This window comes from Myxococcus sp. XM-1-1-1 (assembly GCF_020037095.1).
Classification (GTDB): domain Bacteria; phylum Myxococcota; class Myxococcia; order Myxococcales; family Myxococcaceae; genus Myxococcus; species Myxococcus fulvus.
Genome location: NZ_JAIQDH010000002.1, coordinates 693,755 through 718,807 on the forward strand (window position 1 = coordinate 693,755; position 25,053 = coordinate 718,807).

18 protein-coding genes are annotated in these 25,053 nt (G+C 71.5%); 10 read left to right on the forward strand and 8 right to left on the reverse strand.

Annotated features, from left to right (window positions below; all coding sequences use genetic code 11):
* The first annotated feature begins 19 nt into the window (after positions 1-19).
* The 7 genes from K8640_RS06905 to K8640_RS06935 all read left to right on the forward strand — a co-directional run bounded on the left by K8640_RS06905 (position 20) and on the right by K8640_RS06935 (position 7,656).
* Positions 20-1,111, forward strand: coding sequence for a hemin-degrading factor (locus tag K8640_RS06905; RefSeq protein WP_255652692.1), 1,092 nt, complete (start codon positions 20-22; stop codon positions 1,109-1,111).
* The gene (locus K8640_RS06910) at positions 1,108-1,980 is read left to right on the forward strand and encodes a hemin ABC transporter substrate-binding protein (RefSeq protein WP_223746337.1); all 873 of its coding nucleotides are present in this window, start codon (positions 1,108-1,110) and stop codon (positions 1,978-1,980) included. Before K8640_RS06905 ends, K8640_RS06910 begins: the two co-directional genes overlap by 4 nt.
* The gene (locus K8640_RS06915) at positions 1,977-3,074 is read left to right on the forward strand and encodes an iron ABC transporter permease (protein WP_223746338.1); all 1,098 of its coding nucleotides are present in this window, start codon (positions 1,977-1,979) and stop codon (positions 3,072-3,074) included. Before K8640_RS06910 ends, K8640_RS06915 begins: the two co-directional genes overlap by 4 nt.
* The gene (locus K8640_RS06920; RefSeq protein WP_223746339.1) at positions 3,071-3,874 is read left to right on the forward strand and encodes a heme ABC transporter ATP-binding protein; all 804 of its coding nucleotides are present in this window, start codon (positions 3,071-3,073) and stop codon (positions 3,872-3,874) included. The genes K8640_RS06915 and K8640_RS06920 overlap by 4 nt, the downstream gene beginning before the upstream one ends.
* Positions 3,875-4,084: 210 nt before the next feature.
* Positions 4,085-5,836 carry a hypothetical protein gene (locus tag K8640_RS06925; RefSeq protein ID WP_223746340.1) on the forward strand — a complete coding sequence of 584 codons (1,752 nt, stop codon included), beginning with the start codon at positions 4,085-4,087 and terminating at the stop codon, positions 5,834-5,836.
* A gap of 513 nt (positions 5,837-6,349) precedes the next feature.
* Complete coding sequence (locus K8640_RS06930) at positions 6,350-6,742, forward strand: hypothetical protein (RefSeq protein ID WP_223746341.1); 393 nt, start codon at positions 6,350-6,352, stop codon at positions 6,740-6,742.
* Between the two features lie 65 nt (positions 6,743-6,807).
* Positions 6,808-7,656 (forward strand): DMT family transporter, encoded by an 849-nt coding sequence (locus K8640_RS06935; protein WP_223746342.1) that lies wholly within the window; start codon positions 6,808-6,810, stop codon positions 7,654-7,656.
* Between the two features lie 205 nt (positions 7,657-7,861).
* Here K8640_RS06935 and K8640_RS06940 read toward each other — a convergent pair whose 3' ends face one another.
* From K8640_RS06940 to K8640_RS06975, 8 genes are all read right to left on the reverse strand, one after another.
* On the reverse strand, positions 7,862-9,787 hold the full coding sequence (locus K8640_RS06940) for a tetratricopeptide repeat protein (protein WP_223746343.1): 1,926 nt from the start codon (positions 9,785-9,787) through the stop codon (positions 7,862-7,864).
* Complete coding sequence (locus K8640_RS06945; RefSeq protein ID WP_223746344.1) at positions 9,787-10,425, reverse strand: hypothetical protein; 639 nt, start codon at positions 10,423-10,425, stop codon at positions 9,787-9,789. The genes K8640_RS06940 and K8640_RS06945 overlap by 1 nt, the downstream gene beginning before the upstream one ends.
* Positions 10,422-10,952, reverse strand: a complete 531-nt coding sequence (locus tag K8640_RS06950) for a hypothetical protein (protein ID WP_223746345.1) — start codon at positions 10,950-10,952, stop codon at positions 10,422-10,424. The genes K8640_RS06945 and K8640_RS06950 overlap by 4 nt, the downstream gene beginning before the upstream one ends.
* A complete protein-coding gene (locus K8640_RS06955; protein WP_223746346.1) occupies positions 10,949-14,221 on the reverse strand; it encodes a tetratricopeptide repeat protein in 3,273 nt (1,090 codons plus the stop codon). The genes K8640_RS06950 and K8640_RS06955 overlap by 4 nt, the downstream gene beginning before the upstream one ends.
* On the reverse strand, positions 14,218-15,867 hold the full coding sequence (locus tag K8640_RS06960) for a hypothetical protein (RefSeq protein WP_223746347.1): 1,650 nt from the start codon (positions 15,865-15,867) through the stop codon (positions 14,218-14,220). Before K8640_RS06960 ends, K8640_RS06955 begins: the two co-directional genes overlap by 4 nt.
* Positions 15,864-16,499: an outer membrane beta-barrel domain-containing protein gene (locus K8640_RS06965; RefSeq protein WP_046711417.1), complete on the reverse strand. Its 636-nt coding sequence runs from the start codon at positions 16,497-16,499 to the stop codon at positions 15,864-15,866. Before K8640_RS06965 ends, K8640_RS06960 begins: the two co-directional genes overlap by 4 nt.
* 63 nt (positions 16,500-16,562) lie before the next feature.
* Entirely contained in the window at positions 16,563-18,785 is a 2,223-nt protein-coding gene (locus K8640_RS06970) for an AgmX/PglI C-terminal domain-containing protein (RefSeq protein ID WP_223746348.1), read from the reverse strand.
* 39 nt (positions 18,786-18,824) lie between these two features.
* Positions 18,825-19,232 carry a hypothetical protein gene (locus K8640_RS06975; RefSeq protein WP_223746349.1) on the reverse strand — a complete coding sequence of 136 codons (408 nt, stop codon included), beginning with the start codon at positions 19,230-19,232 and terminating at the stop codon, positions 18,825-18,827.
* Between the two features lie 233 nt (positions 19,233-19,465).
* Between K8640_RS06975 and K8640_RS06980 the strand changes: the two genes are divergently transcribed.
* From K8640_RS06980 to mtsC, 3 genes are all read left to right on the forward strand, one after another.
* Positions 19,466-21,808: an MtsA protein gene (locus K8640_RS06980; protein ID WP_223746350.1), complete on the forward strand. Its 2,343-nt coding sequence runs from the start codon at positions 19,466-19,468 to the stop codon at positions 21,806-21,808.
* A 142-nt stretch (positions 21,809-21,950) separates the two neighbouring features.
* Complete coding sequence (locus tag K8640_RS06985) at positions 21,951-23,540, forward strand: thrombospondin type 3 repeat-containing protein (protein WP_223746351.1); 1,590 nt, start codon at positions 21,951-21,953, stop codon at positions 23,538-23,540.
* A gap of 170 nt (positions 23,541-23,710) precedes the next feature.
* Complete coding sequence (gene mtsC / locus K8640_RS06990) at positions 23,711-25,039, forward strand: cell-cell cohesion MYXO-CTERM protein MtsC (protein ID WP_223746352.1); 1,329 nt, start codon at positions 23,711-23,713, stop codon at positions 25,037-25,039.
* Positions 25,040-25,053 lie beyond the last annotated feature (14 nt).

Sequence of the window (25,053 nt, forward strand, 5' to 3'; positions counted from 1 at the left end):
CCCTTTCCAGGTGTCCGCCATGATTTCCAACCCTGCCTCCACGGCCTCCTCCTCCGAGCCCACCGCCCTCCTCCAGCGTTGGAACGCGCTGCGCGAGGCCGAGCCGCGCACGCGCATCCGCGACGCGGCCCAGCAGTTGGGCGTGAGCGAGGCCCAGCTGCTCGCCACCGGCGTGGGCGGCGACGTCGTCCGGTTGGACCTGCGCCTCGATGCCCTGCTGCCCCGGCTGGACACGCTGGGCAAGGTGATGACGCTCACGCGCAACGAGAGCGCGGTGCACGAGAAGCGCGGCCTGTATCGCAACATCGAGGTGAACGGCGCCGTCGCGCTGGTGCTCGACGAGAACATCGACCTGCGCCTGTTCCTGACGCGCTGGCGCTTCGGCTACGCGGTGCGCGAGACGCGGCCCGAGGGCATCCGCCGCAGCCTGCACTTCTTCGACGCCACCGGCATGGCCCTGCACAAAATCTATCTGGAGGACGAGCAGGGCGTCTCCGCGTTCGAGCGCATCGTCGAGGACTTCACCCACGCGGAGCAGACGAAGGTCGTCCCCGTGGAGGCGGCCACCGCTCCCGAGGCGCCGCGTCCGGACGCGGACATCGACGTGGCGGGCCTGGTGGAGGGCTGGCGCGGGCTGCAGGACACGCATGACTTCTTCCCGCTGCTGCGCCGCTTCAAGGTCGCGCGCACCCAGGCGCTGCGGCTGGTGGGCAAGGAGTTCGTCACGCCCGTGGCGCCCGCGTCGCTGACGTGGGTGCTGGAGAAGGTGGCGGCCTCGGGGCTGGCCATCATGGTGTTCGTGGGCAACCCCGGCGCCATCCAGATCCACACCGGCCCGGTGCACACGGTGAAGGCCATGGGCCCGTGGATGAACGTGCTGGACCCCAGCTTCAACCTGCACCTGCGCACCGACCACATCCACTCGGCCTGGATCGTCCGCAAGCCCACGCGGGACGGCGTCGTCACGTCGCTGGAGCTGTTCGACAAGGACGGCGAGAACATCGCGCTCATCTTCGGCAAGCGGAAGCCGGGCGTGCCCGAGTCCACCGACTGGCGGGCCCTGGTGGAAGAGCTCGTCGCCGTGCTGCCCGCGCCCGGGGTGGTGTCATGAAGCGCTGGAGCCTGGGGCTCGCCGCGCTGCTCCTGTCGCAGGGGGCGCTGGCCGCCGCGCCCGCCGCCGCCGCGAAGAGCGCGCCGGTGAAGCTGGTGACGGTGGGGCCCGCCGTCACCGAGACGGTGTTCGCGCTGGGGATGGGCGAGGCCGTGGTGGGCGTGGACGACACCAGCCTCGCGCTGCCGGTGGCGCGTGGCCGTCCCAAGGTGGGCTACCAGCGCGCGCTCGCGTCGGAGCCCCTGGTCGCGCTCGGCGCCACGGCGCTGCTCGCGTCCGAGGAGGCGGGGCCTCCGGGCGTGCTCGAGCAGCTGCGCTCGGCGGGCATGGACGTCGTCATCCTGTCCAACAAGCCGACGCTGGACGAGGCGCGCAACCGCGTCCGCGTGCTCGCCAGGAAGCTGGGGCGCGAGTCCCAGGGCGAGGCGCTGGTGGCGGACCTGGAGAAGCAGCTCCAGGACGCGGCGGCGCGGGCCGCGAAGGGCAAGCAGAACAAGCCCGTGCGCATCCTCGCGCTGTACGCGCGGGGCGCCAACGCGCTGATGGTCGCGGGCAAGGAGACGCCCACCGACGAGCTCATCCGTCTGGCGGGGGGCGTCAACGCGGTGACGGAGTACTCGGGGCACCGGCCGCTCACGGCGGAGGGTGTCATCCTCGCCGCGCCCGACATCATCCTGGTTCCGGATGGCACATTGACGGCCATTGGCGGGGAGGCAGGGCTGCGCAACGTGCCGGGGCTGTCCCAGGCGAAGGGCTGGAAGGCGACCACCGTCGAGGACGTGCACTTCATGAGCCTGGGGCCGCATCTGGGCAAAGCCGTGCAGCGCATCCAGGACGGCATGGGGTTGCCGGCGCGGGACGCGAAATGAGCGCCTCGGACGTGGCACCGGCCCCCGCGAGCTATCCCGCGCGCGAGTCGGTGAATCCGGCCCGTCTCCGTCCACGTCCGTGGTGGGTGTTGGGCGCGGCGCTCGGGGTGGCCGCGCTGACGTCGCTCTCGGTGGGCTCGGTGCGGGTGCCGCTGTTGGGGCTGGCGGGCAGCGTGCTGGGAGCGCTCGGGGTGGAGACGGGGCATCGGCTGGAGGCCGTGCAGGAGGCGGTGTTGCTGTCCATCCGCCTGCCGCGCGTGGTGCTCGGGGTGATGGTGGGCGCGGTGCTGGCCACGTGCGGCGCCGCGCTCCAGGCCCTGTTCCGCAACCCGCTCGTGGAGCCGGGGTTGTTGGGCACCTCGGGCGGCGCGGCGCTGGGCGCGGTGCTGGCCATCATCCTGGACCTGTCCATCGATTCGAGGCTGGGCGCGTTCCGGCTGCTGGCGGTGCCGGGCATGGCCTTCATGGGCGCGCTGGGCGCGACGTTGCTCGCGCAGCGGCTGGGCACGGGGGGAGGACGCTCGGAGACGACGCGGGTGCTGCTCGCGGGCGTGGCGGTGACGGCGGGCGCGGGGGCAGGCATCGGCCTGCTCACGCACATCGCGACCGACGCGCAGCTGCGCACCATCACCTTCTGGACGTGGGGCAGCCTGAGCGGGTCCTCGTGGAGCGTGGTGGGCGCGGCCGCGGCGCCGCTCTTGGTGGCGCTGGCGCTGCTGTTGCGAGAGGCGCGCTCGCTCAACCTGCTGCTGCTGGGGGAGCGCGAGGCGTGGCACCTGGGCGTGGACGTGGAGCGGCTCAAGCGCAGGCTCATCCTGGCGGGAGCGCTCGGCGTCGGGGCGGCGGTGTCGGCGTCGGGCGTCATCGGCTTCGTGGGCCTGATGGTCCCCGCGCTGCTGCGGCTCGGGATGGGGCCGGACCACCGTCGGTTGATGGGGGCCTCGGCGCTGCTGGGCGCGGCGCTGCTCGTCGTGGCGGACACGCTGACACGCACCCTTGCGGCTCCGGTGGAGCTGCCCGTGGGCGCGCTGACGTCGGCGCTGGGGGTGCCCGTCTTCATCGCTCTGCTGGCGCGCAGCAAGGGGACCCTATGAGCCTGGAGGCACGAGGAGTCGAGGTGTGGCGGGGCCGAGGGCGCACGCTGGGGCCGCTGTCCCTGGAGCTGGTGCCCGGCGAGGTGCTCGCCGTGGTGGGGCCCAACGGCGCGGGCAAGTCCACGCTGCTGTCCGCGTTCTCGGGCGAGCTGCCCTGCTCCGTGGGCGAGGTGCTGCTGGATGGGCGCCCGCTCTTGAAGTGGCCGTCTCGCGAGCGCGCGCTGCGGCTGGGCGTGCTCCCGCAGGAGTCATCCCTGGGGTTCGGCTTCACCGTGCTGGAGGTGGCGCTGCTGGGACGCAGTCCGCATCCGATGCGCGGTGACAGTGGCGCGGATCTGGACGTGGCGCAGGCGGCGCTGGACGTGATGGACATCCGTCACCTGTCCTCGCGTCCGTATACGTCGCTGTCGGGCGGCGAGCGGCAGCGCGTGCAGCTGGCGCGCGTGTTGGCGCAACTCTGGGATGCGCCCGCGCATGGGGGCCGTTACCTGTTGCTCGACGAGCCCACGTCGAGTCTGGATTTGTCGCATCAGCACCTGGTGCTGGAAGAGGCGACGCACTTCGCGCGCAACGGTGGCGCGGTGCTCGCGGTGCTCCATGACTTGAACCTGGCGTCGCGGTACGCGCATCGCATCGCCGTCATCGCGGGAGGTCGGCTGGTGGAGCTGGGCCCTCCCGCGCAGGTGCTCCGCGCGGACCTCATCGCGAGCACCTTTGGTCTGCAGGTCCAGGTCGTCGAGTGGCCGGAGGTGCCCGGTCCCTTCGTCATCCCCTCGGGCCGCGTCTCACCTCCCGCGTGAGCGGGAGTCTGGCAGTCGTTGTCTGAAGCTGCTTCTCGCGGGGGTGTGCGGCGAACCCGGCCTCCCTCCAGGCTGTACCGCCGGGCGCCCGCCCCCGCGAGGAGTGTTCTTGTCTGACCCCAGGCTGACCGCCCGTCCTCGGGCGTGGAGCAGCCGGGCAGGCGGTGTTCCAGCTGCTGTTGTCTCCTGATGGACAGAGTGCGCGCTCGGATGCGAGCGAGCAGGGGACCCCCGCGCTTCCTGCTCCTGCAGTCCTCGGAGGAGCGCGTGTTGTCCTGCCGCGCACCCGTCACCAGTGTGGCGGGCGTGGAGGATGTCCCCCTGGTGGGTTTCGAGTCCGCGGTGCGAGCGTGGGCGCTGGTGGTGTGGAGCGTGGGGTTGCTGGCGTGCGGCGCGGGCGCGCCCTGCGATTCCGCGTGCGAGCCCTCCGATGAGGCGTGCCGACAGAGCGCGTGCGGCGCCCTGCCCGAGGAGAGCCCTCGGATGCGCATCGCCTGTGACGCGCTTCCCCCCGAGGGGCGATGTCTGGGCCCTCGCGTGGTGGAGCGCTGTGTCGATGGACAGCTCCAGCAGCGGGACTGCGCGATGGGCGAGGCCTGTGTGGAAGCAGGCGGCGCGCACTGCGAGGCCGCGGCGGCCTGTGTGGAGGGCATGTCCCGTTGCTCCGACGCGGGCGCGCTGGAGCGCTGCGCGGATGGGCGCTGGGCATCCGCCGCGTGTGACGCGGGCTGTGTGGCGGAGGGGAACCGCGGTTTCTGCGGCGCTCCCGGGCGGACGCTGAGCGGCGTGGCCCGCTATGCGCGGCGACTGCCGGACGCGTCGTTCCGCGACTGGGCGCCGGAGGCGGAGTGGGTGTCCGCGCGGGGCTTCCTCGTCGCGTCGTTCCAGGGCGGGGCGCTCGTGGACCTGGCCGTGACGGATGGCTCGGGGCGATTCACGGTGCGCGTGGCGCGGGAGGTGGGCGCGGAGGACGCCGTGGTGGTGTACGCGGCGGGGCAGGGGCAGACGGGGTTGGTGGAGTACGCGGTGGCGGACCCGGGACTGTCGGGTGCGCAGGGCGTGCCCGCGACGCCTGGTTCCTCGGCGCGCATCTGGAGCTGGTCGAGGCCGACGCGTGCGCTGCTCGATTCACCCGTGGTCGCCATCGAGGAGTCCGAGGGCTCCGGGGCCGCGGCGGTGTTCGAGGCGGTGAGCGCGGCGTGGCACGGGACGCGGGAGCGATATGGCGACACGGGGCTGCCGCTGGTGGCCTGGCTGGGCTTCGGCACGACGTGGTCCTGTGGGGCGTGCTTCGCGCCGTGGCAGGTGACGGCGGTGGGGCGCCGCTGGTCCGCGCAGCTCTGGCTGCCCGGGGACTCGGATGCGGCGTGGTGGTCCGAGGCGATGGTGCTCCACGAGCTGGGACACTGGGCCATGGCGAGCCATGGGACGAGCCCGGCCGAGGGCGGGCCTCATTTCCTGGGCGTGCCGACGTTTCCGGGTCAGGCGTGGAGCGAGGGGTGGGCCACATGGTTCAGCTCGGACACACGTGGCAGTCCCCGCTACTACGACCGCCAGGGCGGGACGATGTTCTGGCTGGACCTGGAGACACGCTCACCGGAGATGATTGCGTGGAGCCGGCCTCGTCCCGAGGACGGGCTGCTCCAGCCCATCGAGGAGAACGAGGTGGCCGCCATCCTCTATCGGCTGGGCACGAGCACGCCGTCGCGGCAGCTGTTGTACGAGTCGCTCGCGGCTCCGGCGATGAACCTGGCTCCGTGGGCGCGTGGCTATCGCAAGCACACGTGGCGCATGGAGGAGGGGACGCCCGTGGATGTGGCGGAGACGCTGGAGGCCGCGCCGTGTCTGGCGGACTTCCTGGATGCGCTCATGTGCGGAGGCTTTCCCCGCGAGCTGATGGACGCCGCCACCGAGCCCTCCGTGGCGTATCCGTATCCGAGCCACGCGCCCCTGTGCAGGTGAGCGGAGCATGTCCATGTTCGCGCCAGGGGCCGTAGGGAGTTCGTCGTGTCGATGATGGGAAGTGGACGCGGGTCGCCCATGAGGTGGCTCGCGAGTCCTCGACGGCGCATCGCGGGTGCGGTGCTGGCGCTGGCGTTGGTGGGAGCGCTCTCGGCGGGAGTGGCCTCGGGAGTGGAGCGAGCCCGAGGGCGACCGCGTAGGAGTCTGGAGCCTTCGCCGCCGCTCTCACAGCAGGAGGGCGCGGCCGTGGGCCATGGAGTGTCTTCACGTGTCGCGCCTCGGATGGCGCGCGAAGTGGAGGCACCTGCTCGGGCCTCGTCTCGCGGGAGCGTGTCGACGGCGACCGCCGTGGTGCGCGAGTCGGGAGCACGTCATCAGGTGCGAGAGGCGTTCTTGCGGACACCTTCTTCGCGCGGTCGCGAGGAAGAACCCCGGACCTCGTCGGACGAACATGTCCACTCGGGAAGTGCCACGGGCGCGCCGAGGGGGCTGACGTCGCGAATGCCCGCGCCGATGCGGGTCGATTGGCGCGAGGTGGTGTCCGAGGACGGTGCTCTGTCACTCGTGGCCGAGGTGGAGCGACGCGCGGGTTTCGACGCGGACATCGAGGTGAGCATCGTGCTCCCCGAGGGTGCGCGTGTCGTCGAGGGCTCCACGGAGTTCGTGTTGCCGAGGAGCGCGGGGGCCCATGCTCGGGTGACGCCCTGTGTGGTGGCGGTTGCTCCCGGCGTGGTTCCGGAGACGGACCTGGTGTTGTCCGCGCAGGCTCGAGGCGGGTCCTTCGGGGCGCACGCGGAGGCGCGGTACACCTTCGGACGTGCGAGTCGGCTCGAGCGACCTCCCGCACCCACGGGGCCGGTGTTGCCGGCCCGGTTCCTCTCGGGGAGTGACTCCGACGTGCCGTGAGCAGATGAGGACCCGAGCGGGGGGGCTGGAGTAGATACGGGGCCTCGTCGTTCCGAGGTGCCTCGTTGCAGACCGCTGCCCTGGTGTTGGTGTTGCTGTCCGCGTTCCTTCACGCGTCGTGGAACGCGATGCTCAAGCGGCATCCGAACCCCGAGGCCGGGGTGGTGGGCGTCATCACCGTGGCGACAGTGGGCGGAGGACTGTGGGCGCTCGGGATGAGGGGCGAGGCGTTCCCGACGACGCGAGGATTGATGTGGGCGCTGTGCGCGGGAGCGTGCGAGAGCGTCTACCTGGTGGCGCTCGCGCGAGCCCTGCACCGAGCACCGCTGGGGCTCGCCTACACGGTGTCGCGCGGTGGCGCGATGTTGCTGGTGTGGCCGGTGTCGGTGCTGCTGCTGGCGGAGCGCGTGTCCGTGTGGTCACTGACGGGCGCGTGGGTGTTGGGCGCGGGGCTGGTGGTGATGCACGTGTCGCGTCCTCAGGGACGCGCGGCCTCGGGCGTCGCGTGGGCGGCGCTGTCGGCGGTGGCGATTGCTGGCTATCACCTGAGCTACAAGCTGGCGCTGGCGGAGCGCGCGCTGCCGCCCGCCCTGTTCACCACGGGCCTGCTCATCGCGCTCCCAGTGTTGATGGTGGAGCGCGGGCGACAGCTCGGCTGGATGGAACTCCTGCGACAGGCGTGGAGCCGGCCCTGGCTGGTGCTCATCGGGGGAACCATCAGCATGCTGTCCTTCTCGCTGCTGCTGACGGCGTTGAGTGACAGCGGGGCAGGGGTGGTGCTCACGCTGCGCAACACGTCCATCGCCTTCGCGCTGCTGCTTGCCGCGTTCCAGGGGGAACGGCTCGGACACCGTCAGCTCTCGGGCGCGGTGCTCGTGTCCGTGGGCGCGGTGCTGCTCGGCATCCCGGCGTAACAACCGCCCAGGCGGAGTGAGCTCAGGAGGAGGCGCTGCTGTGCCCGCTGGCGTGAAGCCGCTGGCCGGGGGGACGCGCCAGCGCGGACACGGTGCTCGCGTCAGTCGGTGCTGCTCGGCATCCCGGCGCGAATCTCCGCCACTCGGACCCGGGCCAGGGCCGTGGCCCCGGGTCGACGAGGGCGGGCATCCACCCGCCGGCTGACTACTCCGCCTTCGCGGACGCGGCACCACCCAGTCGCTTCAGGGCGATTTGCGCATCCTCGTGATTCGGCTGGAGCTTCAGTGCCGTCTGATACTCCTGCTTCGCCTCATCCACGCGCTGGGTCGCCTCGAGCAACTGCCCCAGGGCGTTGTGCGGCTCGGCGAACGTCGGGTCCATCTGCGCGGAGCCCCGGAAGGACTTCTCCGCGTCCTTCGTGTTGCCCTGCTGGTACAGCGCATGGCCCAGGTACAACAACGTCAGCGCGTTGCGAGGCTCCACCGCCAGTGCATCACTCAGCACCTTGCGCGCCTTCGCCCCATCACCACCACGCAGGTACAGGAAGCCCAGCTCCGCGCGCGCTTCAATCTGCGCCGGGTCCTTGGCCACCACCGCCTCCAGCTCCGTCACCGCCTGCTCCGGCCGCCCGCGCCGCGAGTGGACGATGCCCAGCCGCGCCAGCGCCGCCGTGTCGGCCTCCTCGCCCTCCTTCGGACGCAGGTACGTCTCCGCGCCAGGGTAGTCCCCCATCGCCATCAGCAGGTCCGCCAGCCCCAGCTTCGCCGCGCGGTGGTTCGGGTCCTCCTTCAGCACGCCCAGGAACAGGGGCTGCGCCTTCGCCGCCACGCGCTTCTTCGCGTACGTGTCCGCCAGCGCCAGCCGGTTCTCCACCGTCGGCGACAGGGCGACGCACTCCTCGTACTCCGCGATGGCGCCATCCAGGTCACCCTTGGCCTTGAGCGCCTCGCCGTAACCCGCGCGCGCCGCCGCGTCCTTGGGGAACGCCTCCACCGCCGTCTTCAGCGTGGCCACCGCCTCGTCCGCCTTGCCCAGCGAGAGGTACGCCCGGGCGAGGCCCTGGTACGCCTCCGTCGTCTTCTTGCCGTCGTCGGAGCTCTTCTCGATGGCCTTCTTGAACGCCTCCACCGCCTGCTTCTTCTTGCCCTGCTCCAGGTACAGGTGGCCCAGCTGCGTGTACGGGCCACTGGCCCGACGCGGCTCGAGCACCAGCGCCTTCTCGAAGGCCTTGGTGGCGCGCACGTTGTCGCCCAGCTGGTAGTACGCGAGCCCCAGGTTGAAGTGCGCCTCCGCGTACTTCGGGTCCGCCGCGATGGCCTTGATGAACGCGTCGGTGGCCTTGCGCGGGTCGCCCTTCTCGTTGAGCGCCACGCCCAGGTTGTTCTGCGCGCGCGCGTGCTTCGGGTCCGCCGCGATGGCGCGCTGGTACTCGCCGATGGCGCCGTCGAAGTCGTTCTCGCGCAGCAGGATGACGCCCAGGTTGTAGTGCGCCTCCGCGTCGCCCAGCTTCTCGCGCGTGGCCTCGCGCAAGGTCGCCTTCGCCTCGCCGTTGAGCCCCTTCTCCGCCAGCGCCTTGCCCAGGTTGATGCGCGCGACGTTCAGCTGCGCGTTGAGCTTCAGCGCCTCGCGGTACGCCTCGATGGCGTCGTCCGTGCGGTTGGCGCGCTGCAGCGCCTCACCCAGGTTGAAGCGCAGCTCCGCGTCCTGCGGCGCCAGCTCCACCGCCACCGAGTACTGGCTGATGGCCACGTCCGTCTCGTCCAGCACGCGCGCCAGCAGCCCTCGCTCCGAGCGCAGCGTCGCGTCCTCGGGGAAGGCCGCGATGGCCTGATCCAGCAGCGTGCGCGCCTTCTGCGCGTCGCCCGCCAGCCTGAGCGCGCGTCCCAGCGCCAGCCTCGGCGGGACGAGCTCCGGCTCCAGCTCCACCAGCTTCGTCAGCGGCTCCACCGCCTTCTTCGGTTTGTTCAGCGCGAGGAAGGCCGTGCCCAGACGGTAGAGGGCGTCGGCGTCGTCCGGGGACGCGCGCAACCGGGCACTCTCCACCGCCGCGGTGCGTTCGAGCGCCGCCGCGTCGGGGGGAGGCGCCTGGGCGGTGAGCAACTGGAGGACTAGGACGCCGGCTTTCGTCATCACAGGTTCTCCACGTAGGGACTGGCGCGCGCGTCGAACGTCTTCTTGGCGAGGGCGGACTTCTTCGCCTCCCACGCCTCACGCGCCGCCTTCTCTTCCTTCTCTTCCTCGGCGAGCTCGGCCCTCTCCGACTTCACCTCCGCCTCGCACTCGGCCACCTGCTCCTCGTACTCCTTCGGGTCCAGCTCCTCGCTGCCCTGCACCTTCGCCTTGCGGGCCGACGTCAGCTTGGCCAGCTCGAACTTCGCGAAGGCGCAGTCGCGCGCCAGCTCCGACACGTCCCGCAGGCCCACCGACAGCCGCTGCTTCGCGCGCAGGTATTCCACGCGCGCCTCGGACTCCTCGATGGCCAGCTTCGCCACCTCGCGCGATACCTCGTCCGTGGCGCGGTCCACCTCGTCCTCGGCCGCCTCCTGGCGGTCCTTGGCGCGGCGGATGTTGTCGCGGGCCCGGTCGATTTCGTTGTTCGCCTCGTCCACCTTGTCGACGGCGAGCGCCAGCTCGTTCTCCGCCTCGAGCAGCTCGATGCGGACCTCGAACGGGAGCTTCTTCACCAACGAGTTGGGCACCTTCATGCCGTAGCTGGAGCCGCAGCCGGCGGCGAGCAGGGGAAGGGTGAGCAGGAGCAAGTGCTTCATGGAACGGTGGCCTCGAAGCTGCCGAAGATGGTGCGGCCGGAATAGATGTCGGTGCCGTTGACGAACGTGACGTGGAACTCGCCGCTGATGCGCTGGCCCTGCGCCGTGGGAATCCGCTGGACCACCAGCGAGCCCCGCTCGAGCGGAGGGAAGACGCGCGCCGGCTCGTCCAGCACGCTGCGGCCGATGGCGCCCCGCTGCGCGCCACCCTCCAGGACCTCGGCCAGGTTGATGTCCAACCCGCCCGTATAGCCCTCGGGAATCATGTCCCCCACGCGCGCGCTGACCTTCAGGAGCGTGTTGACGCCCGGCCCCTGGGGCTTGACGAAGTTGATGGACAGCTCGCCCTCCGCCAGCACCGCCTCCGCGCGCGTGTAGCGCAAGTCGAGCAGCGGAGAGACGCTGCCCTCCAGCCGGCCGCCCTCGTCGCCGCACGCGCACAGGCCGGCCACCAGCACGGCCGCCAGCGCCAGCCCCCGGAGGGGCCGGACGCTGGAGATGGACGTGGCGTGGATGCCCGGGCTCACTTGCACGCCTTCCAGCCCGCGCTGTCCACGTCCGAGCCCGTGAGCGAGCCCACGTCCTTGAGGACCGCCAGCTCCCGCCGGGCCCCGTCCACGTCGCCGAAGCGGCAGCGCAGCGCGGCCAGGTTGAGGCGGGCCTTGTCGTAGGTGGGGTCGGAGTCCATCGCCTTGGCGTAGGCCTCGCGCGCGCCCATCGCGTCGCCCATGTTGAGCAGCGCCCAGCCCAGCGCCGAGTGCGCCGAGGCCTTGGTGTCCTGCAACTCCGTCACGCGGCCGAACGTCAGCTGCGCCACGCCGAACTGCCGCGCGTCCAGGTACGCCATGCCCAGCGCCTCCAGCGCCTCCACGCTGAGCGTGCGCTCGGCCTTCTTGCGCAGCTCGTCCAGCGCGGCCGACTGCATCGGCGCGCCCGGCTGCGGCACCGGCAGCGACGCCTGCTCGGAGCGGGCACGGCAGCCCACCACCGCGGCGTTGAAGACCTCCAGCGACTCGGCGCGGGACAGACACGCCTTGAAGGCCTCCTCGGAGCGCGCCTTGAGCGGCCCGACCTGCTCCTTCACCGCCGCCTGGAACTGCTGCGACTCGGAGGCCGACAGCCCGCCCGGCACCGGCGTGGACTCCACCACGTCCGCGATGTGCCCGTACGCCAGCGCCAGCCGCCACAGCGACGCCACCGCCCACTCGGGATAACCCAGCGACGCGGCCTGCGTGTAGATGCCCTCCAGGCCCTGCAGCGCGGCGACCTTCTCCTCCACCTTGTCGGAGGGCAGGTCCTTGTAGCCGCGGTAGAGGATTTCGCCGAGGTACCACAGGCCCTTGGCCGCCTCTTCCGTCTGGCCGTTGGGGCCCTGCACCGCCGTGGTGAGCGTGGCCACCAGCGCGTCCGCGCTCGCCGTGGGCGCCGTGGTCGCCTGCACCTCGGCGAGCACCGCCGCCGCGCCCGCGCTCCTCGGGTCCTGCTTCAGCGCGGCCTCCGCGGCCAGCTTCGCGCGCGAGTAGTCCTTCGCCTTCAGCCGCGCCTCGGCCAGCAGCACCAGCACGTCGCCCTTGCGAGCGCCGGAGGACTCCGCCGCCGTCTCCAGGTTGCGCGCGGCCTCCTTGTACTCACCCAGCGCCATGCGCAGCCGCGCGCCCGCAAGCCACCCGTCCACGCCGGCCACGTCCGAGCCCAGCTTCTGGCCCACCTGCTCGAACCAGCTGGCCGCCTCGCCGAACGCCGCCGCCTCCGCCGCGTGACGGCCGAGCGTCAGGAGCACGTCCGACAGGTACTGGCTCTTGGGGTAGTCCTGCGACAGCTTGGAGCCCAGCTCGCGCTCGGCCTGCAGGTCCCTCTTCTCGCGCGCCGCCGTGAAGGCGCCGTACAGGGCCTTCTCGCCGATGTCGCTGTTCTTGTTCTCGTCGGCCACCTTCACGAGGCCCTGGATGACGTCGCCCGTCTCCTGGGCGCTCTGCAAGGCCAGCTCGTCGAGCGCCTCCGCGCGGCTCTGCGTGAGGATCTTCTGCACCTCCGCGCGGAAGTTGCCCGGCAAGGGCGCGCCGAGGAACTTCTTGCCCGTCTCGTCCAGGCCCTTGAAGTCGTTGACCTGCCGCAGGCTGTCCAGCGCCAGGTTGCCGGCGACGGTGGACTCCTTGTGCTGCGGGTGGGAGAGGGCGAAGGCGGTGAACAGCTCCGCGGCCTTGGGGTAGTCGCCGTCCTCGTAGAAGGCGCGCGCGATGTTGAACTTCACGTCCAGGGCGTTGGGGCTCTTGGGGTAGCGCGACACGTACTCCGCGCCGAGCAGCTTCATGGCCTGGCGCGCGTCCGCCACCTCATACGCGTTGCGCTTGAGCGCCTCCTCCGGCTTGAGCGTGGAGAAGTGCGCGAGCAGCGCCGCGTAGATGGCGTCCTCCTCGCCCTTCACGTCCTTGGCCTTGGCCTCGTAGCGGGCCAGCTCCTCGAACTGGCGCGCCGCCTCCGGGAAGGCCTTGGCGGAGAAGAGCGCCTCCGCGCGGTTCTTCATCATCGGCCGCACGTACTGCTCGGGACGGAAGAGGCTCAGGTACGCCTCGTACGCCTCGGCGGTGCTCAGGTAGAGCTCCTTCTCCTCCTTCTTCTGCGCCGCCAGGTGCAGCTGGGTGGCCAGGTCGCGGCCCATCTCCTCCAGCTCCGCGAGCTGCTTCTTGCGCTCGACCTCCACCAGCTCCGGGTCCGTCTTGCTCTGCACCGCCGCGCGCACCAGCACGCGCAGGTCCTCCGGCTCCGGCAGCACCTTGCCCTTGGACGCCTTGAGCGCGTCGTAGAGCTTCTGGCTCCGCTCCAGGTCCATCTCCGGGTCGTGCTGGATCTCCATCAGCTTGCGCAGCGCGGGGATGGCCCACTCGTACTGCTGCTTGATGAAGTAGCGGTTGCCCAGCTTGTCCAGCGCGAGCGCGTACGTGGCCCGGCTGTCGCTGAGCTTTTCGAAGTAGTTGAGCGCGCCCTTGGGCGGCTTCGCCTCGGTGTAGCTGTAGACCAGGTCCAGCAGCGCCTCGCGCTTGACGTTGAGCGCCTTCTTCACGTCCACGCCCGGCAGGGGCGCGCTCGCGGCCGCGGCCTCGAAGAACGTCACCGCCTCCGCGTGCTTGGCCTGGTTCACGCGAATCCAGCCCATCTTGTAGCGGGCCAGGTCGTGAACAGGGGAGGGCGGCGCCTCGAGGATGGCCTGGTAGTGCTTCTCCGCTTCGACCAGGTCGGCCTTGTCGAAGAAGTGGTCGCCGAGAATCTGCTCCGCCTCCAGCCTGAGCGGGCTGTTGGGGAACTTGCGCGTCAAATCGCCCAGCGTCTTGAGCATCTCGTCGAACTGGCCGAGCTCGCGCTGCTCGTGCGCCAGGTAGAACGTCACCTGGTCGCCGTCCTTGAAGTCCGGGTACTCGCGCAGGAGGCGGTAGTACATCTGCACCGCCTTCTGCTTCATCAGCCGCGTCTCGGGAGAGACGATGGCGCCCGTGGCTCCCTCGGGCCGGGACTCGGCCTGCAGGTAGTACACGTAGCGGCTCTTCTCCACGTAGAGCTCGGCCAGCCGGAACTGGAGGTCCGGCAGGTACGGCGCGTTGCGGCTCTTGGAGATGAGCTTCTCCGTCTCGCCGATGGCGCGGTCCACCTTGAAGATGTCGCGCTTGAGCTTGGCGATGAGCTCGTCGCGCTCCTTCGCCTTGGACACGATGGGGTTGAAGCCCGCGGCGTTGCGGCCCGGGCTTCCAGGGGCGGCCGCCAGCAGGGCGGCGGCAATCAGGCCGGTAAGCTGGCCGGTCATGGGGTCTCCTCGATGCAGCGGCTCTCGATGCTGACCCGGTACGACTTGAGCTCGTCGTTCCAGTACTCGCCGTCGAAGCGGAAGGCGACGCTGTCGGGCGTCAACAGGGGCTCGTCCACCGGCACCACCAGCTTGGAGCCCTTCTTCACGCGCTCGTACAGCTTCAGTCCCACTTCGTATTCCATCAGCCGCACCTGCTCGGCCGCGCGCAAGAGCGTGTCCGCCTCCTGCCGCACCGCCTTGGCCAGCCGCGCGTCGTACACCCGCACGGCCTCCGCGCGGGACAGGTCATAGAGCTTCGTCAGGTGGGTGAAGAGCCGGTCGCCGAAGCTGCCGGCGTAGCGGCCCAGGCGCTCGCCCTCCAAATCCAGCGTCTCCACGAAGCGAGAGGCGCGCTTCGTGCCGCCGTGCGAGTTGGCCGCGCGGCGCAGGCGGATGTCCTGCGTCAGGTCATCGCGGTTGCGCACCGCCTCCAGCGAGTCCGCGAAGCGGCGCGTGAGCTCCTTGGCGGCGCGCTTGGCGGGCAGGTAGTGGCACAGGTCGCGGTAGATGAGCGCGCGCAAGAGGTACTTGTCCGGCAGGAACTCGTCGCGGAAGGACGGCGCGTCCAGCGTGGTGAGGATGCCCAGCGACGCGCGCGGCTCGCCCAGCTTGTAGCGGGTCCACGCCTCCTCCAGGTAGAGGCTGGCGCGGCCCGGGTCCAGCTGGGGCAGCTTCACCAGGTTGTAGGCCTCCAGCGCGCCCGTGTAGTCCTGGCGCTCGTAGCGCAGGCGGGCCACCGCGAGCGCCGCCTCGTTGCGCGCCGAGCGGGTGAGCTTCTCGTCCTTGGACAGCGTGAGGAAGTCCGAGATGAGCTCCTCGGACGGCTCCTTCACCTGCTTGAGCCGGGTGACGAGCAGCGCGAACTTCGCGTGGCTCGCCTCCGCGCTCGTCTCCGACAGCTTGGCGAAGTGCGTGTTGGCCCAGCGCTCGTTGCCCACGCGCAGGTCCACCAGGCCCTGCTGGTAGTGCGCGTACGCGCCCGTGTCCTCGGGCAAAAAGCCCAGGTCCAGCGCGCCGAACACCTGCTCGTCGATCATCACGTCATCGTGCGGCTGGTCCGTCAGCGCCTTGAGGGCGTCGAGCGCGCGCGGGATGACGTTGGGGTTGGAGCGCTCCCGCGCGATGCGCGCCAGGTACGACGCGCCCGCGTGCGTGAGCCCCAGGTCGATGAGGCTCCTGGCCAGGAAGTACTGGCCCCAGGCGTAGTTGTCGTCCGTCTTGGGCGCGGCCTCGAGCCAGGCGTACAGGGGGCCGGCGGCGTCGCGCGGCTTGCCGTCGAAGTAGTCCTGCAGCGCGCGGTCGAACGTGGCCGGGTCCACCTTCTGCGGCAGCGACGCCGGTGGGGCCTCGGCCTTCTTGTCGCCCTCGGGCTTCTTGTCGGCCCCGGGCGCGGCGGCGGGCGTTCCTGGCGCGGCGCTGCCCTCCGCGGGCTTGGCGGCGGGCGCGCCGGACGCGGGCGGCGTGGCGGGGGCGGACGCGGGCTTCGCGTTCCCCGGGGGTGGTGGCATGGGCAGCGCGCCGGCGCCGGACTGGGCGCGGGCGGCCGCTGGAGACACGACGAGCGCGGCGCTGGCGAGCGCGGCGATGAGTGAGCGGGAAGTCATTCCGTGGCGCCGAAGTTGAACGCGGTTCCGAGCTGGACGACCGGGACGTTGATGATGCGCGAGGCGCCGGCGAAGACGACGTTGTTGGACACGTCCAACCGGAACGACACCGTCTTGCCGGAGAACATGCGCACGCCCAGGCCCAGGTTGACGGCGGGGCGGAAGCCGTCCTGCCGGTCAATCTTGACCACCGTGCCGCCGCCGAGCAGGAACGCCTCGAAGTGCAGCACGGAGCTGTTGAGCACCGCCGTCTTGCCGTACAGCGGGCTCCACACCAGGTCGGAGCCCACCATCCACTGCACCTGGTCCTCGAACGCGGACGCGGTGGGGGCCACGTCGAAGTCGCGCTCCAACTGGCGGCGCAGCGACGTCTGGATGTTGTAGCTGTACGTGCCCCGGCCCACCTGCCACGCGAACGTGTCGCTGAAGTGGTACGTGTACGAGACGCTCCCGGTGAGGCCCTTGTAGAAGGCGTCCGCCGGCAGCACGCCGACGCCGAGGTACAGCTCGTGGTGCATCCGGTACTGCCGCTCCTGGATGGCGGAGACGGAGCCGGGGTTCTCGAGCGCCTCGGCCTGCGCGCGGGCAAGGCCGGGCGCCAGGAACAAGAGGATGAGCAGGGCGTATCGCACGGTGGGGGCTTCCTGGCGGATGAGCGGAACGGAACGCGGGGGGAGGGGGTGGGCCCCCTCGCGTCAGTAGCCGACGGAGTTGAAGAGGAACGGGTAGGTGATGATGACCACGCCGCCCTTGGGGGCGGGGAAGGTCCAGGTCTTCAGGTTGGAGAGGATGCACGCCTCGACGGAGGCGTTGCGCAGCGTGGAGGACTTGGTCTTCGCCGCGGCCACGCGGCCGTTGGCGCCGATGGTCCACTCGAGCACCACCTTGCCGGCCAGGCCCGGGTCCTTGAGCAGCGCGCGCTCGTAGCAGCCGTGCACCTCGTTCAGGTGGCTGTTGATGACGCGCGCCACGGCCTCGCGGTCCACCGTGCCCTGCGTGGAGGCGATGCTGCGCGCGGTGGCGCGCGTGACGGTGCCTCCCACCTTGCCCTTGCCCACCGAGCCCGCGCCCAGGGCGCCGATGCCGCCGCCGCCCTTGCCGCGCAACAGCTCCGCGCCCAGCGTGGCGCCGCCGCCCTTGCCGCCGCCGCCCAGGCCGAAGGTGCCCAGGCCCGCGTTGGCGATGGGCGCCTTCCCGATGAGGCCCGACAGCTTGTAGTTGGAGTTCTTCACGTTCTTGCTGCCCGGCCCGCTGCCCAGCTTGTCCACCGCGGCCAGCAGGTCGTTGGTGGCGGGGCCCGCGGCCGACAGCTTCGCGAGCGCCTTGAGCGCCTTGTTCTCCGGCGGCGCGGCGGCCACGGCCTTGGCGGGCTGGGGAGGCGGCGGCGTCTTCTCCACCGGCTTGGGCGGCGCCTTCTCCGCCACCTTCGCCTCCTCCTTCTTCACCGGCTTGGCCTTCTCCTTGAGCGCCTCCAGCTTCTTCTTCGCCTCCTCCTTCTTCTTGGGCTCGGGGGCGATGAGGCGCAGCGCCACGGGCGGCAGGTTCTTCTGCGTGAAGTCCGCCGTCTCCGGCGTGGGCGGCTTGAGCGCGATGAACGCGCCCAGGCCCGACGCGAACAGCGCGAAGCACGTCAGCGCCAGCCACGGCAGGCCGCGCAGCGGGTTGACGAACACGCGCGCGGGCACGGGCGCCGCGTAGGCGACGAGCGACATCTGCCCCTGCGTCAGCCGGGCGCCCACGCCCTCGCGCAGCGTGATGAAGCGGCGGCTGCCGTCGGACTCGAGCGAGGCCCCGGTGACGGGCGTGAAGCGGCCGTCGGAGCCGCTCTTCTCGACCTCGGTGCCCGGGGGCACGAAGAGGCGGAAGGAGCCGCTGATGGACTCGGCCAGCGTGAAGGGCGCGCCGGTCTCCGGCAGCGTGAAGCCCCACAGCGGCATCGCCTCCGGCAGCTCGAGCGAGGCCACCACGGGCTTCTTCCTGTCCGGCGCGAAGCGGCGCGCGTCGCGGCGCACGGTGCCCCAGTACAGCTCCAGGTAGAGCTGGGAGGCGCCCTTGCCCGGGTCGATGCGCGGCGCGTGCGTGGGCCGGGAGGCGGTGACGCGCGGCTCTTGCAGCAGCGGGCCCTGGGCGACGGGGAGCGGGTCCAGCGCCACGTCCGCGAGCAGGTCGTCCGCCAGCAGCATGCCGGTGTTGACGGGCGCGGCGGCGGCGGGGGCGGGCTCCTGGGTCGCGCGGCGGCGCACGGACGGGACGGTGCCCGCGGGCACCGGCGCGTGCAGGGGGATGGGCTGCGCGGGCGGGGCGGCGTGCGCGACCGCGCCGTGGACGGACGCCTGCGGCGCGACGGGCGCCGGCATGGGCACCACCGCGGGCTGGGCCGCGTGCTGCGGATAGATGGCCTGCGTCGCGGCGGAGGGCGCGGTCTGCTGCGGCACCGCGCGCACCGCGGGGACGGTGGTGGCGAGCGGCTGCGTCGGCGCCGCCTGCACGGGGCGCAGCTGGCGCACGGGCGCGGCCTGCGGCGCGGGCGGCTGGGGCGGGGCGGGCTGCGGCGCGCCGAACAGCGCGGCGACCTCCGGCGGCGGCTGGGGCTTCACCTCCTGGGGGCGCTGCGCGAGCACGCGCGTCTTGAGGACGAAGGGACCGCAGAGCACCTCGTCCACCGAGCGGATCTCACACGCGGTGACGCGGTGGCCGTTGACGAACAGGCCCGTGGCGGTGCCCGCGTCCTGGATGGCCGCGCGACCGTTCTGGAAGTAGAGCAGCGCGTGACGCGGCTCCACGGCCGGGTCATCCAGGCGCAGGTCCGACGTCGGGTCCGACCCGAGCGCATACGTGCCGGGGACGAACACTTCCGTCCCAACGAGGAGTCCGTCGCGGAGGATGACGACTTGCAGGACGCTGGGCTGGCCGCTCAACGGTGACGCTCCCTTCAAGGGCGGGTGGGCGGTACTGCCCTACTGGTCGTACACGGTGGCGAGCGTTTCGGCGCGGAAGCTGTCGCGCTCGCGGATCATCGACCGGGTCTTCAATTCCTTGCGGTCATACAGATACACCGCGCCCGACTTGTTCGTCTGACCCTGGATGAGCCGGTCATCGAAGTCGATGCGCGAGGGCCCGCGCTGCGGCGGCGCCGCGGACGCGGTGGCGTCCGGCTCGCCCGTCACCGGGTCCGTCACCGGCGCGCCCTTGGTCTCGATCTTGGGCGGAGCCTTGGGGCCGGACTTCTTGCCCGCCGCCTTCTTGGCCTTCGCTGTTTTCGCGGAACGGCCGCGGCCCTGGGCCCATGCGTCGCTCGGGTGCAACAACGTACCGATGCCGAGGAGCTGGGCGACGACCATGCAGAGGAGGAAGCGTCGCATCATCAACAGGTTAAGCGATGCGCGTATGGACCTGTCAACGCACACTCCAGGGCCATTCACGAGGCGTGGTGCGACAGGTGTGGGGGGCACTCCACCCCATGTGGGGCGCGTGCTCCACGACTCGTGTCTCGCGTTGCCGGCCGACTGGAAATGTGGCGTGCCGCTCCGCATCCAAATCCAAGGAGGCGCCGTCCAACCGGGCGAGCGCCCGGAGAATCATCGCGGCGACGCGGGGGATGAGAGATGCTGCGCGCGTGACGAGCGCGCTGCGCAGATGGAGTCTCCTGACGGTGGGCGTCCTGCTCTGGTCCGCCGCGGGTGTCGTCGGATACCGGCTCAGCGCGCGGGAGCCCCGGGGTCAGCCGCCCCCGCGGGCACAAGGTCCCACTCCACCCACCACCGGGCCCCGGCTCACCGGCGTGGGCCCCAGGCTCACCAGCAACGAGACCTCCCAGCCGCTCTCCGTGCATGGCGAGCAATTGGTGACCGGGTTGCGACTGTCACTGGGTCCACCCCTGTCACTGGAGCTGCCGCTGAGGGTGGTGGACTCGCGCCACGCCTTCGCGCGGCTGCCCTCCGGGCTGAAGCTGCCCGAGGACTCGCCCCAGGTCGTGGTGGAGGCGCGCCTGGTGTCGGAGCGGGCGGACTGCTGCGAGGGACAGGACGCGCTCACGGTGGTGAACGACACCGCCTTCCCGGACCTGACGGGCATGGTGGCCTCGCCCGATGGGCGCACGCTGTTCGTCGTCTCGCCGCCCACGGACACGGTGTACGCGCTGGACGTGGGCTCGGGCCACGTGGAGGCGCTCCCCGTGGGTGACGGGCCCTCCGCGCTGGCCACGTGGAAGGACGCGAGCGGCAGGGCCTTCCTGGGCGTGGTGCACCGCTTCCAGCCGGAGCTGTGGGTGTATGCGCTGGAGGCGCGCGGCGCGCCGCGGGTGTGGCCCGCACCGCTGGGGGCCTCGGGGCTGGAGGTGGATGGCGCGCGGGGCGTGGCCTACATCGCCGAGCAGGTGCGCGACACGGTGCGGGCGGTGTCGCTCGAGGACGGGCGCGAGCAGTGGGCGACGCCGGTGGACCCCAATCCGCGCGCGCTGGCGCGGTGGCGCGACGTGCTCGCGGTGGGCAGCCTCCAGACGGGGCAGGTGGAGCTGCTGCGGCTGCGGGACGGCACGCCCGTGTTCACCGTGGCGCCGGGGCCGGGCGTGGCCATCGTCGGCGGACGCACGGAGCCCTTCCGCGCGCAGGTGATGGGCGGCCACGCGCCGCGCTCGCTGGTGGCCAGCGCCCGGCTGGGGCGGCTGTTCATGGGGAGCCTGGGGCCGAACGTGGGCCCCATGCCCCAGCGCAAGGAGGTGCACGGCAGCAGCGGCGTGTCCGTCATCGACCCGGCCACCGGCGACTTCGTGCGCCACCGGGGCTTCGGCGTGGGCATGACGGAGGGGCTGGCGCTGGATGATGCGGCGGGGCTGCTCTACGCGGCGGACGTGGCGCTGGGCCAGGTGCGCGTGCTCGACGCGCGGGCGCTGGTGTCCAACGACGACCGGGTGGCGCGCGACGCGGTGTTGCAGGAGCTGGTGCTGGCGCCGCCCGAGGGCACGCCGCTGGTGCGCCCCGCGGAGGACTTCTCCGTCAAGGGCCGCGCGGGCCCGGAGCTGCACTCGGGGCCGCGCTCGCTGGTGCTGTCCCAGGACGGCCAGCGGCTCTACGTGCTCAACCGCTTCACCCGCGAGGTGGCGGTGGTGGACGCGCGCGAGGCGCGCGAGGGCGGGGCGGTGGTGGCGCGGCGGCTGCCCGTGGTGGCGCTGCGGCATCAGGCCAAGCGCCAGCTGGGGCAGGTGCTCTACTCCGCGGACCTGGGCCGCACGGGCATCACCTGCGACGGGTGCCACATCGAGGGGCACACCGGCGGGCTCTTCTACGCGAAGAAGTATCCTTTGCGCATCTACCGCTCGCCCACCGTGCAGGGCAGCCGCGACACGCCGCCCTTCTTCACGCCGGCCAGCCAGCACAGCCTCGCGGAGACGGCGAGCTTCGTCGGCGCGCGCAACCGCTTCCACAACCCGGACCCGTCGCCCTCGGAGGTGGAGGCGCTCACGCTCTTCTCGTCGTTGATTGCCACGCCGCCCAACCCGTACCGGGGCGGGGACGGCGCGCCGCCGCCGACGGTGACGCTCCCCGACGGAGCCGTGGGGCACCCGGCGCGGGGCCGCGCGCTGTTCGAGGGCAAGGGCGGCTGTGTCGCCTGTCACCCCGCGCCCCTCTACACGCTGGACCAGGACGCGGCGACGCGCGGCCAGTACCTGGACGTGGGCACGCCGGTGGCGCTGCCCTTGCGGCTGGAGCAGCAGGACCTGGTGGTGGGCGCGGCGCCTCCGTCCCTGGTGGGCACGTGGGATGTGTGGCCGCTGCTCACCAGCGCCTCGGCGGGTTACGGGGTGAAGGATGGCCGCCTGGTGGTGGACACGCGCTTCCCGTTGAAGAAGGTGTTGGAGATGGCGGGCCCCGCCCATGGAGACGCGCGCGCGTTCAGTCCCCAGGAGCGCGACGACGTGCTCGCCTTCCTGCTCACATTGTGAGCGCGAGGCCGAACCCCGCGCGTCCAGGTTCCGTGGCGGGGCGAAATCACCGCCATCGCTGTGTGCGAGCGCGGGGAGATTTCATCGCGGACGCGGCTGTCGCTTGCGTTGTCGTGGGGGGCTGCGGTCTACAATCCATCTGATGCGCCCCCTTCCGCGCTCCGCGTGGCCGCTGCTTCCGATTCTGCTCCTGTCCTGCTCCGACGCGGGCCTGTACGCCATCGACGGGCGTGGGGCCAACGGCGGAGACCGCGCCAACTTCTCCGGCAAGGTCTGCGTGCCGCTCGCCGGCGGCGATGCGTTCCCCACCAAGGTCCTCTTCGCGCTGCAGGGCGGCGAGGGCGTCGAGACGGAAATCGTGGGCTACGCCACCGACGGCCTCGCCACGCTCTCCAGCCGCTTCTCCGGGCCGTTCGTGAAGTTCGGCCTGGTGGCGTACCACTCGGTGGCCACCGGCATCCTGGGCGGCTTCTCCGACGCGGCGGACTTCCAGGCCGCGCTGCCGCGCTTCGCCACCTATCAGGAGACGGGGCCCGTCAGCATCCGCTCCTCGCTGCGGCTGGCCAAGACGCTGCTCGCCGGTGACATGCAGACGTCGTGTCGCGGCGAGGTGGCCCGCACGCGCTACGTCGTCGTCGTCGTCGTGCGCAGCCAGGACACCAGCTGCGCCAACCCGGCCTTCAACATCGGCCTGGACGCCACGTGCAACGCGCTGACGGACAAGGTCGCCTGCAGCCAGTGTGAGCTCACCGCCGTCACCGGCGAAATCAAGGCCCTGGCCCAGCAGTACGGCGCGGGCGAGGTGGTGGTGCAGCCCATCTACGTGCGCGACGTCGCGGACCCCAACACCCGCGCGCACGTGGCGGCCATCGCCCACGCGGGCGGCACCCAGGCGGTGGAGACGGACGCGGCGGGCCTGTCCCCCACGCTCTCCGGCATCCAGTACGCCGCGCGCACCAACACCCTCAAGCTCAAGCGCTTCCTCGCCTTCAACCGCAACGTGGTGGTGCGCGCCGGCCAGGTGCTCGTCGACAGCGACGGAGACGGCCTGCCGGACGTGGACGAGGTCGCCCTGGGCACGGACCCCACGGTGGTCGACTCGGACCAGGACGGGCTGATGGACGGCATCGAGGTCCGCGTCGGGTTGGATCCGCTCGTCCCCGACATCATCAACGGCTGCAACCTGTCGCTCGACGAGGATGGAGATCGGCTCAACACCTGCGAGGAGCGCGTGCTGGGCACCAACCCCTGCATCGGCGACAGCGACGGCGACACGATTCCGGACCTGGTGGAGGTGCTGTCGCAGACCAACCCGCTGGTGCCCGAGGACCTGCTCGACTCGGACCGCGACGGCATCACCAACGTCGCCGAAATCGAGGCGCATGGAGACCCGCTGAGCGCCGACCTCGACTTCCACCGCGAGCGCGCCTACGGCTACGACCTGGTGGAGTCCGAGCCCACCGTGGACGGACGCACCTGCTACGACTCGCGCGTGGAGAACATCACGCTGGTGCGCACGCTGGCGCGGCCCCACCCGCTCGTGCCCGGCGAAACCATCCCCGCGGGCACCAACGAAATCTACCTGTACCTCCAGGCCGGCCGGGACAACGACCCGCGCGGCGCCGGCATCGGCTCGCTGCTCATCCAGAGCATCCAGTACGACGAGAAGGAGGGACGCACCCCCTCCGGTACCCTCCTGTTGGACCCCGAGGCCTTCATCCTCGGAACCTGATCCACCCGTGGGTGTGGGGTCTTCCCCTCGCCCGGGCTGGGGAGTGCCCCCCACACTCCTCCGCCCAGTCCTCTTCACTCCATGCGCAACCCTCTGGAATCACGGATGTTTGATTCACGACGGGGAGCGGATCGACTCTTGCTAAGGGCTCGGGGCTGAAAGGAGTCACCATGTCACGCGTTCGATTCGCTCCGGTGCTGATGCTCGGGGCAATGCTGGTCGTGAACCCCGGTCTTGCCCAGGCACAGTCCAACGACAATCCCGACAACCCGGAGTGTCTCGGCGACAGCTGCGGCAAGCCCCAGGAGGAGGGCGGCGGGTGCGGGTGCGGGTGCGGCGGCTCGGTGTGGGTGAACTACACGGACGACGGCGACACGCTCGCCTACACGGACGACGCGGACGGCGACGGCCGCGCGGATGACCGCGACAACTGCCCGTTCGCGTCCAACCGCGACCAGGCGGACAGCGACGGCGACGGCGTGGGCAACGTCTGCGACAACTGCGCGACGCTCTCCAACTTCCAGCAGCGCGACGCCGACGGTGATGGCATCGGCGACGACTGCGACCCGGACCGCGACAACGACGGCATCGCCAACGAGCAGGACAACTGCCCGCTGATTCCCAACCAGGACCAGGCCAACCTGGACGGTGATGCGCAGGGCGACGTCTGCGACGCGGACGACGACAACGACGGCGTGGCGGACGGCACGGACAACTGCCCGCGCGTCGCCAACCCCGACCAGGTGATGCCGGCGGACGGCAGCCAGTGCCGCGTGGACGCGGACGGCGACAACATCGCCGACAGCAGCGACAACTGCCCCGGGCTCGCCAACCCCGAGCAGACCGACAGGGACAACGACGGCGTGGGTGACGCGTGCGACCCGGACGACGACGACGACGGCGTCCTCGATGACGCCGACAACTGCAAGGACGTGGCGAACCGCGACCAGGCCGACAGCGACGGCGACGGCGACGGCGACGCGTGCGACATCCTCTTCTGCGTCGTGGTGGACCCCACGCAGAAGCAGAACTGCCTGGACCCGAAGAAGGCCTTCGCGGTCAGCGCCGGCGGCACCATGAAGCTCTCCCGCTCCGGTGAGTCGCTGCGCCCGCCGCTGTTCGCCAACCGCAACGGCGCGGCCATGGAGTACCGCTGGACGGTGACCAAGCGCCCCTCGGGCTCCAACGCCGTGGTGGAGAACCCCCAGGGCGCGGTGACGCTCAGCCGCAACTGGCAGTACTCGTACGTGGACGGCAGCGTGCCCAACTTCGTGCCCGACACCGAGGGCACGTACGAGCTGACCGTGGAGGCCCGACTGGCCTTCGCCGACCGCGTCTTCCCCGAGCAGCGCGTCTCCACCAGCACCCTCGTGCTGACGGTGGGTGAGGGTGACGGCGAGGGCGGCAACTGCAGCTCCGTCCCCGCCGGCTTCAGCGCCACCGCGCTGGGCGCCGCGCTGCTGCGCATGCTGATGCGCCGTCGTCGCAGCGAGCAGTAATCTCGTCGTCCCCC

Coding starts and splice junctions, on each gene's coding strand:
- K8640_RS06905 (WP_255652692.1), top strand. CDS start 20: ATGATTTCCAACCCTGCCTCCACGGCCTCCTCCTCCGAGCCCACCGCC.
- K8640_RS06910 (WP_223746337.1), top strand. CDS start 1,108: ATGAAGCGCTGGAGCCTGGGGCTCGCCGCGCTGCTCCTGTCGCAGGGG.
- K8640_RS06915 (WP_223746338.1), top strand. CDS start 1,977: ATGAGCGCCTCGGACGTGGCACCGGCCCCCGCGAGCTATCCCGCGCGC.
- K8640_RS06920 (WP_223746339.1), top strand. CDS start 3,071: ATGAGCCTGGAGGCACGAGGAGTCGAGGTGTGGCGGGGCCGAGGGCGC.
- K8640_RS06925 (WP_223746340.1), top strand. CDS start 4,085: ATGCGAGCGAGCAGGGGACCCCCGCGCTTCCTGCTCCTGCAGTCCTCG.
- K8640_RS06930 (WP_223746341.1), top strand. CDS start 6,350: ATGCGGGTCGATTGGCGCGAGGTGGTGTCCGAGGACGGTGCTCTGTCA.
- K8640_RS06940 (WP_223746343.1), bottom strand. CDS start 9,787: ATGACGAAAGCCGGCGTCCTAGTCCTCCAGTTGCTCACCGCCCAGGCG.
- K8640_RS06945 (WP_223746344.1), bottom strand. CDS start 10,425: ATGAAGCACTTGCTCCTGCTCACCCTTCCCCTGCTCGCCGCCGGCTGC.
- K8640_RS06955 (WP_223746346.1), bottom strand. CDS start 14,221: ATGACCGGCCAGCTTACCGGCCTGATTGCCGCCGCCCTGCTGGCGGCC.
- K8640_RS06960 (WP_223746347.1), bottom strand. CDS start 15,867: ATGACTTCCCGCTCACTCATCGCCGCGCTCGCCAGCGCCGCGCTCGTC.
- K8640_RS06975 (WP_223746349.1), bottom strand. CDS start 19,232: ATGATGCGACGCTTCCTCCTCTGCATGGTCGTCGCCCAGCTCCTCGGC.
- K8640_RS06980 (WP_223746350.1), top strand. CDS start 19,466: ATGAGAGATGCTGCGCGCGTGACGAGCGCGCTGCGCAGATGGAGTCTC.
- K8640_RS06985 (WP_223746351.1), top strand. CDS start 21,951: ATGCGCCCCCTTCCGCGCTCCGCGTGGCCGCTGCTTCCGATTCTGCTC.
- mtsC (WP_223746352.1), top strand. CDS start 23,711: ATGTCACGCGTTCGATTCGCTCCGGTGCTGATGCTCGGGGCAATGCTG.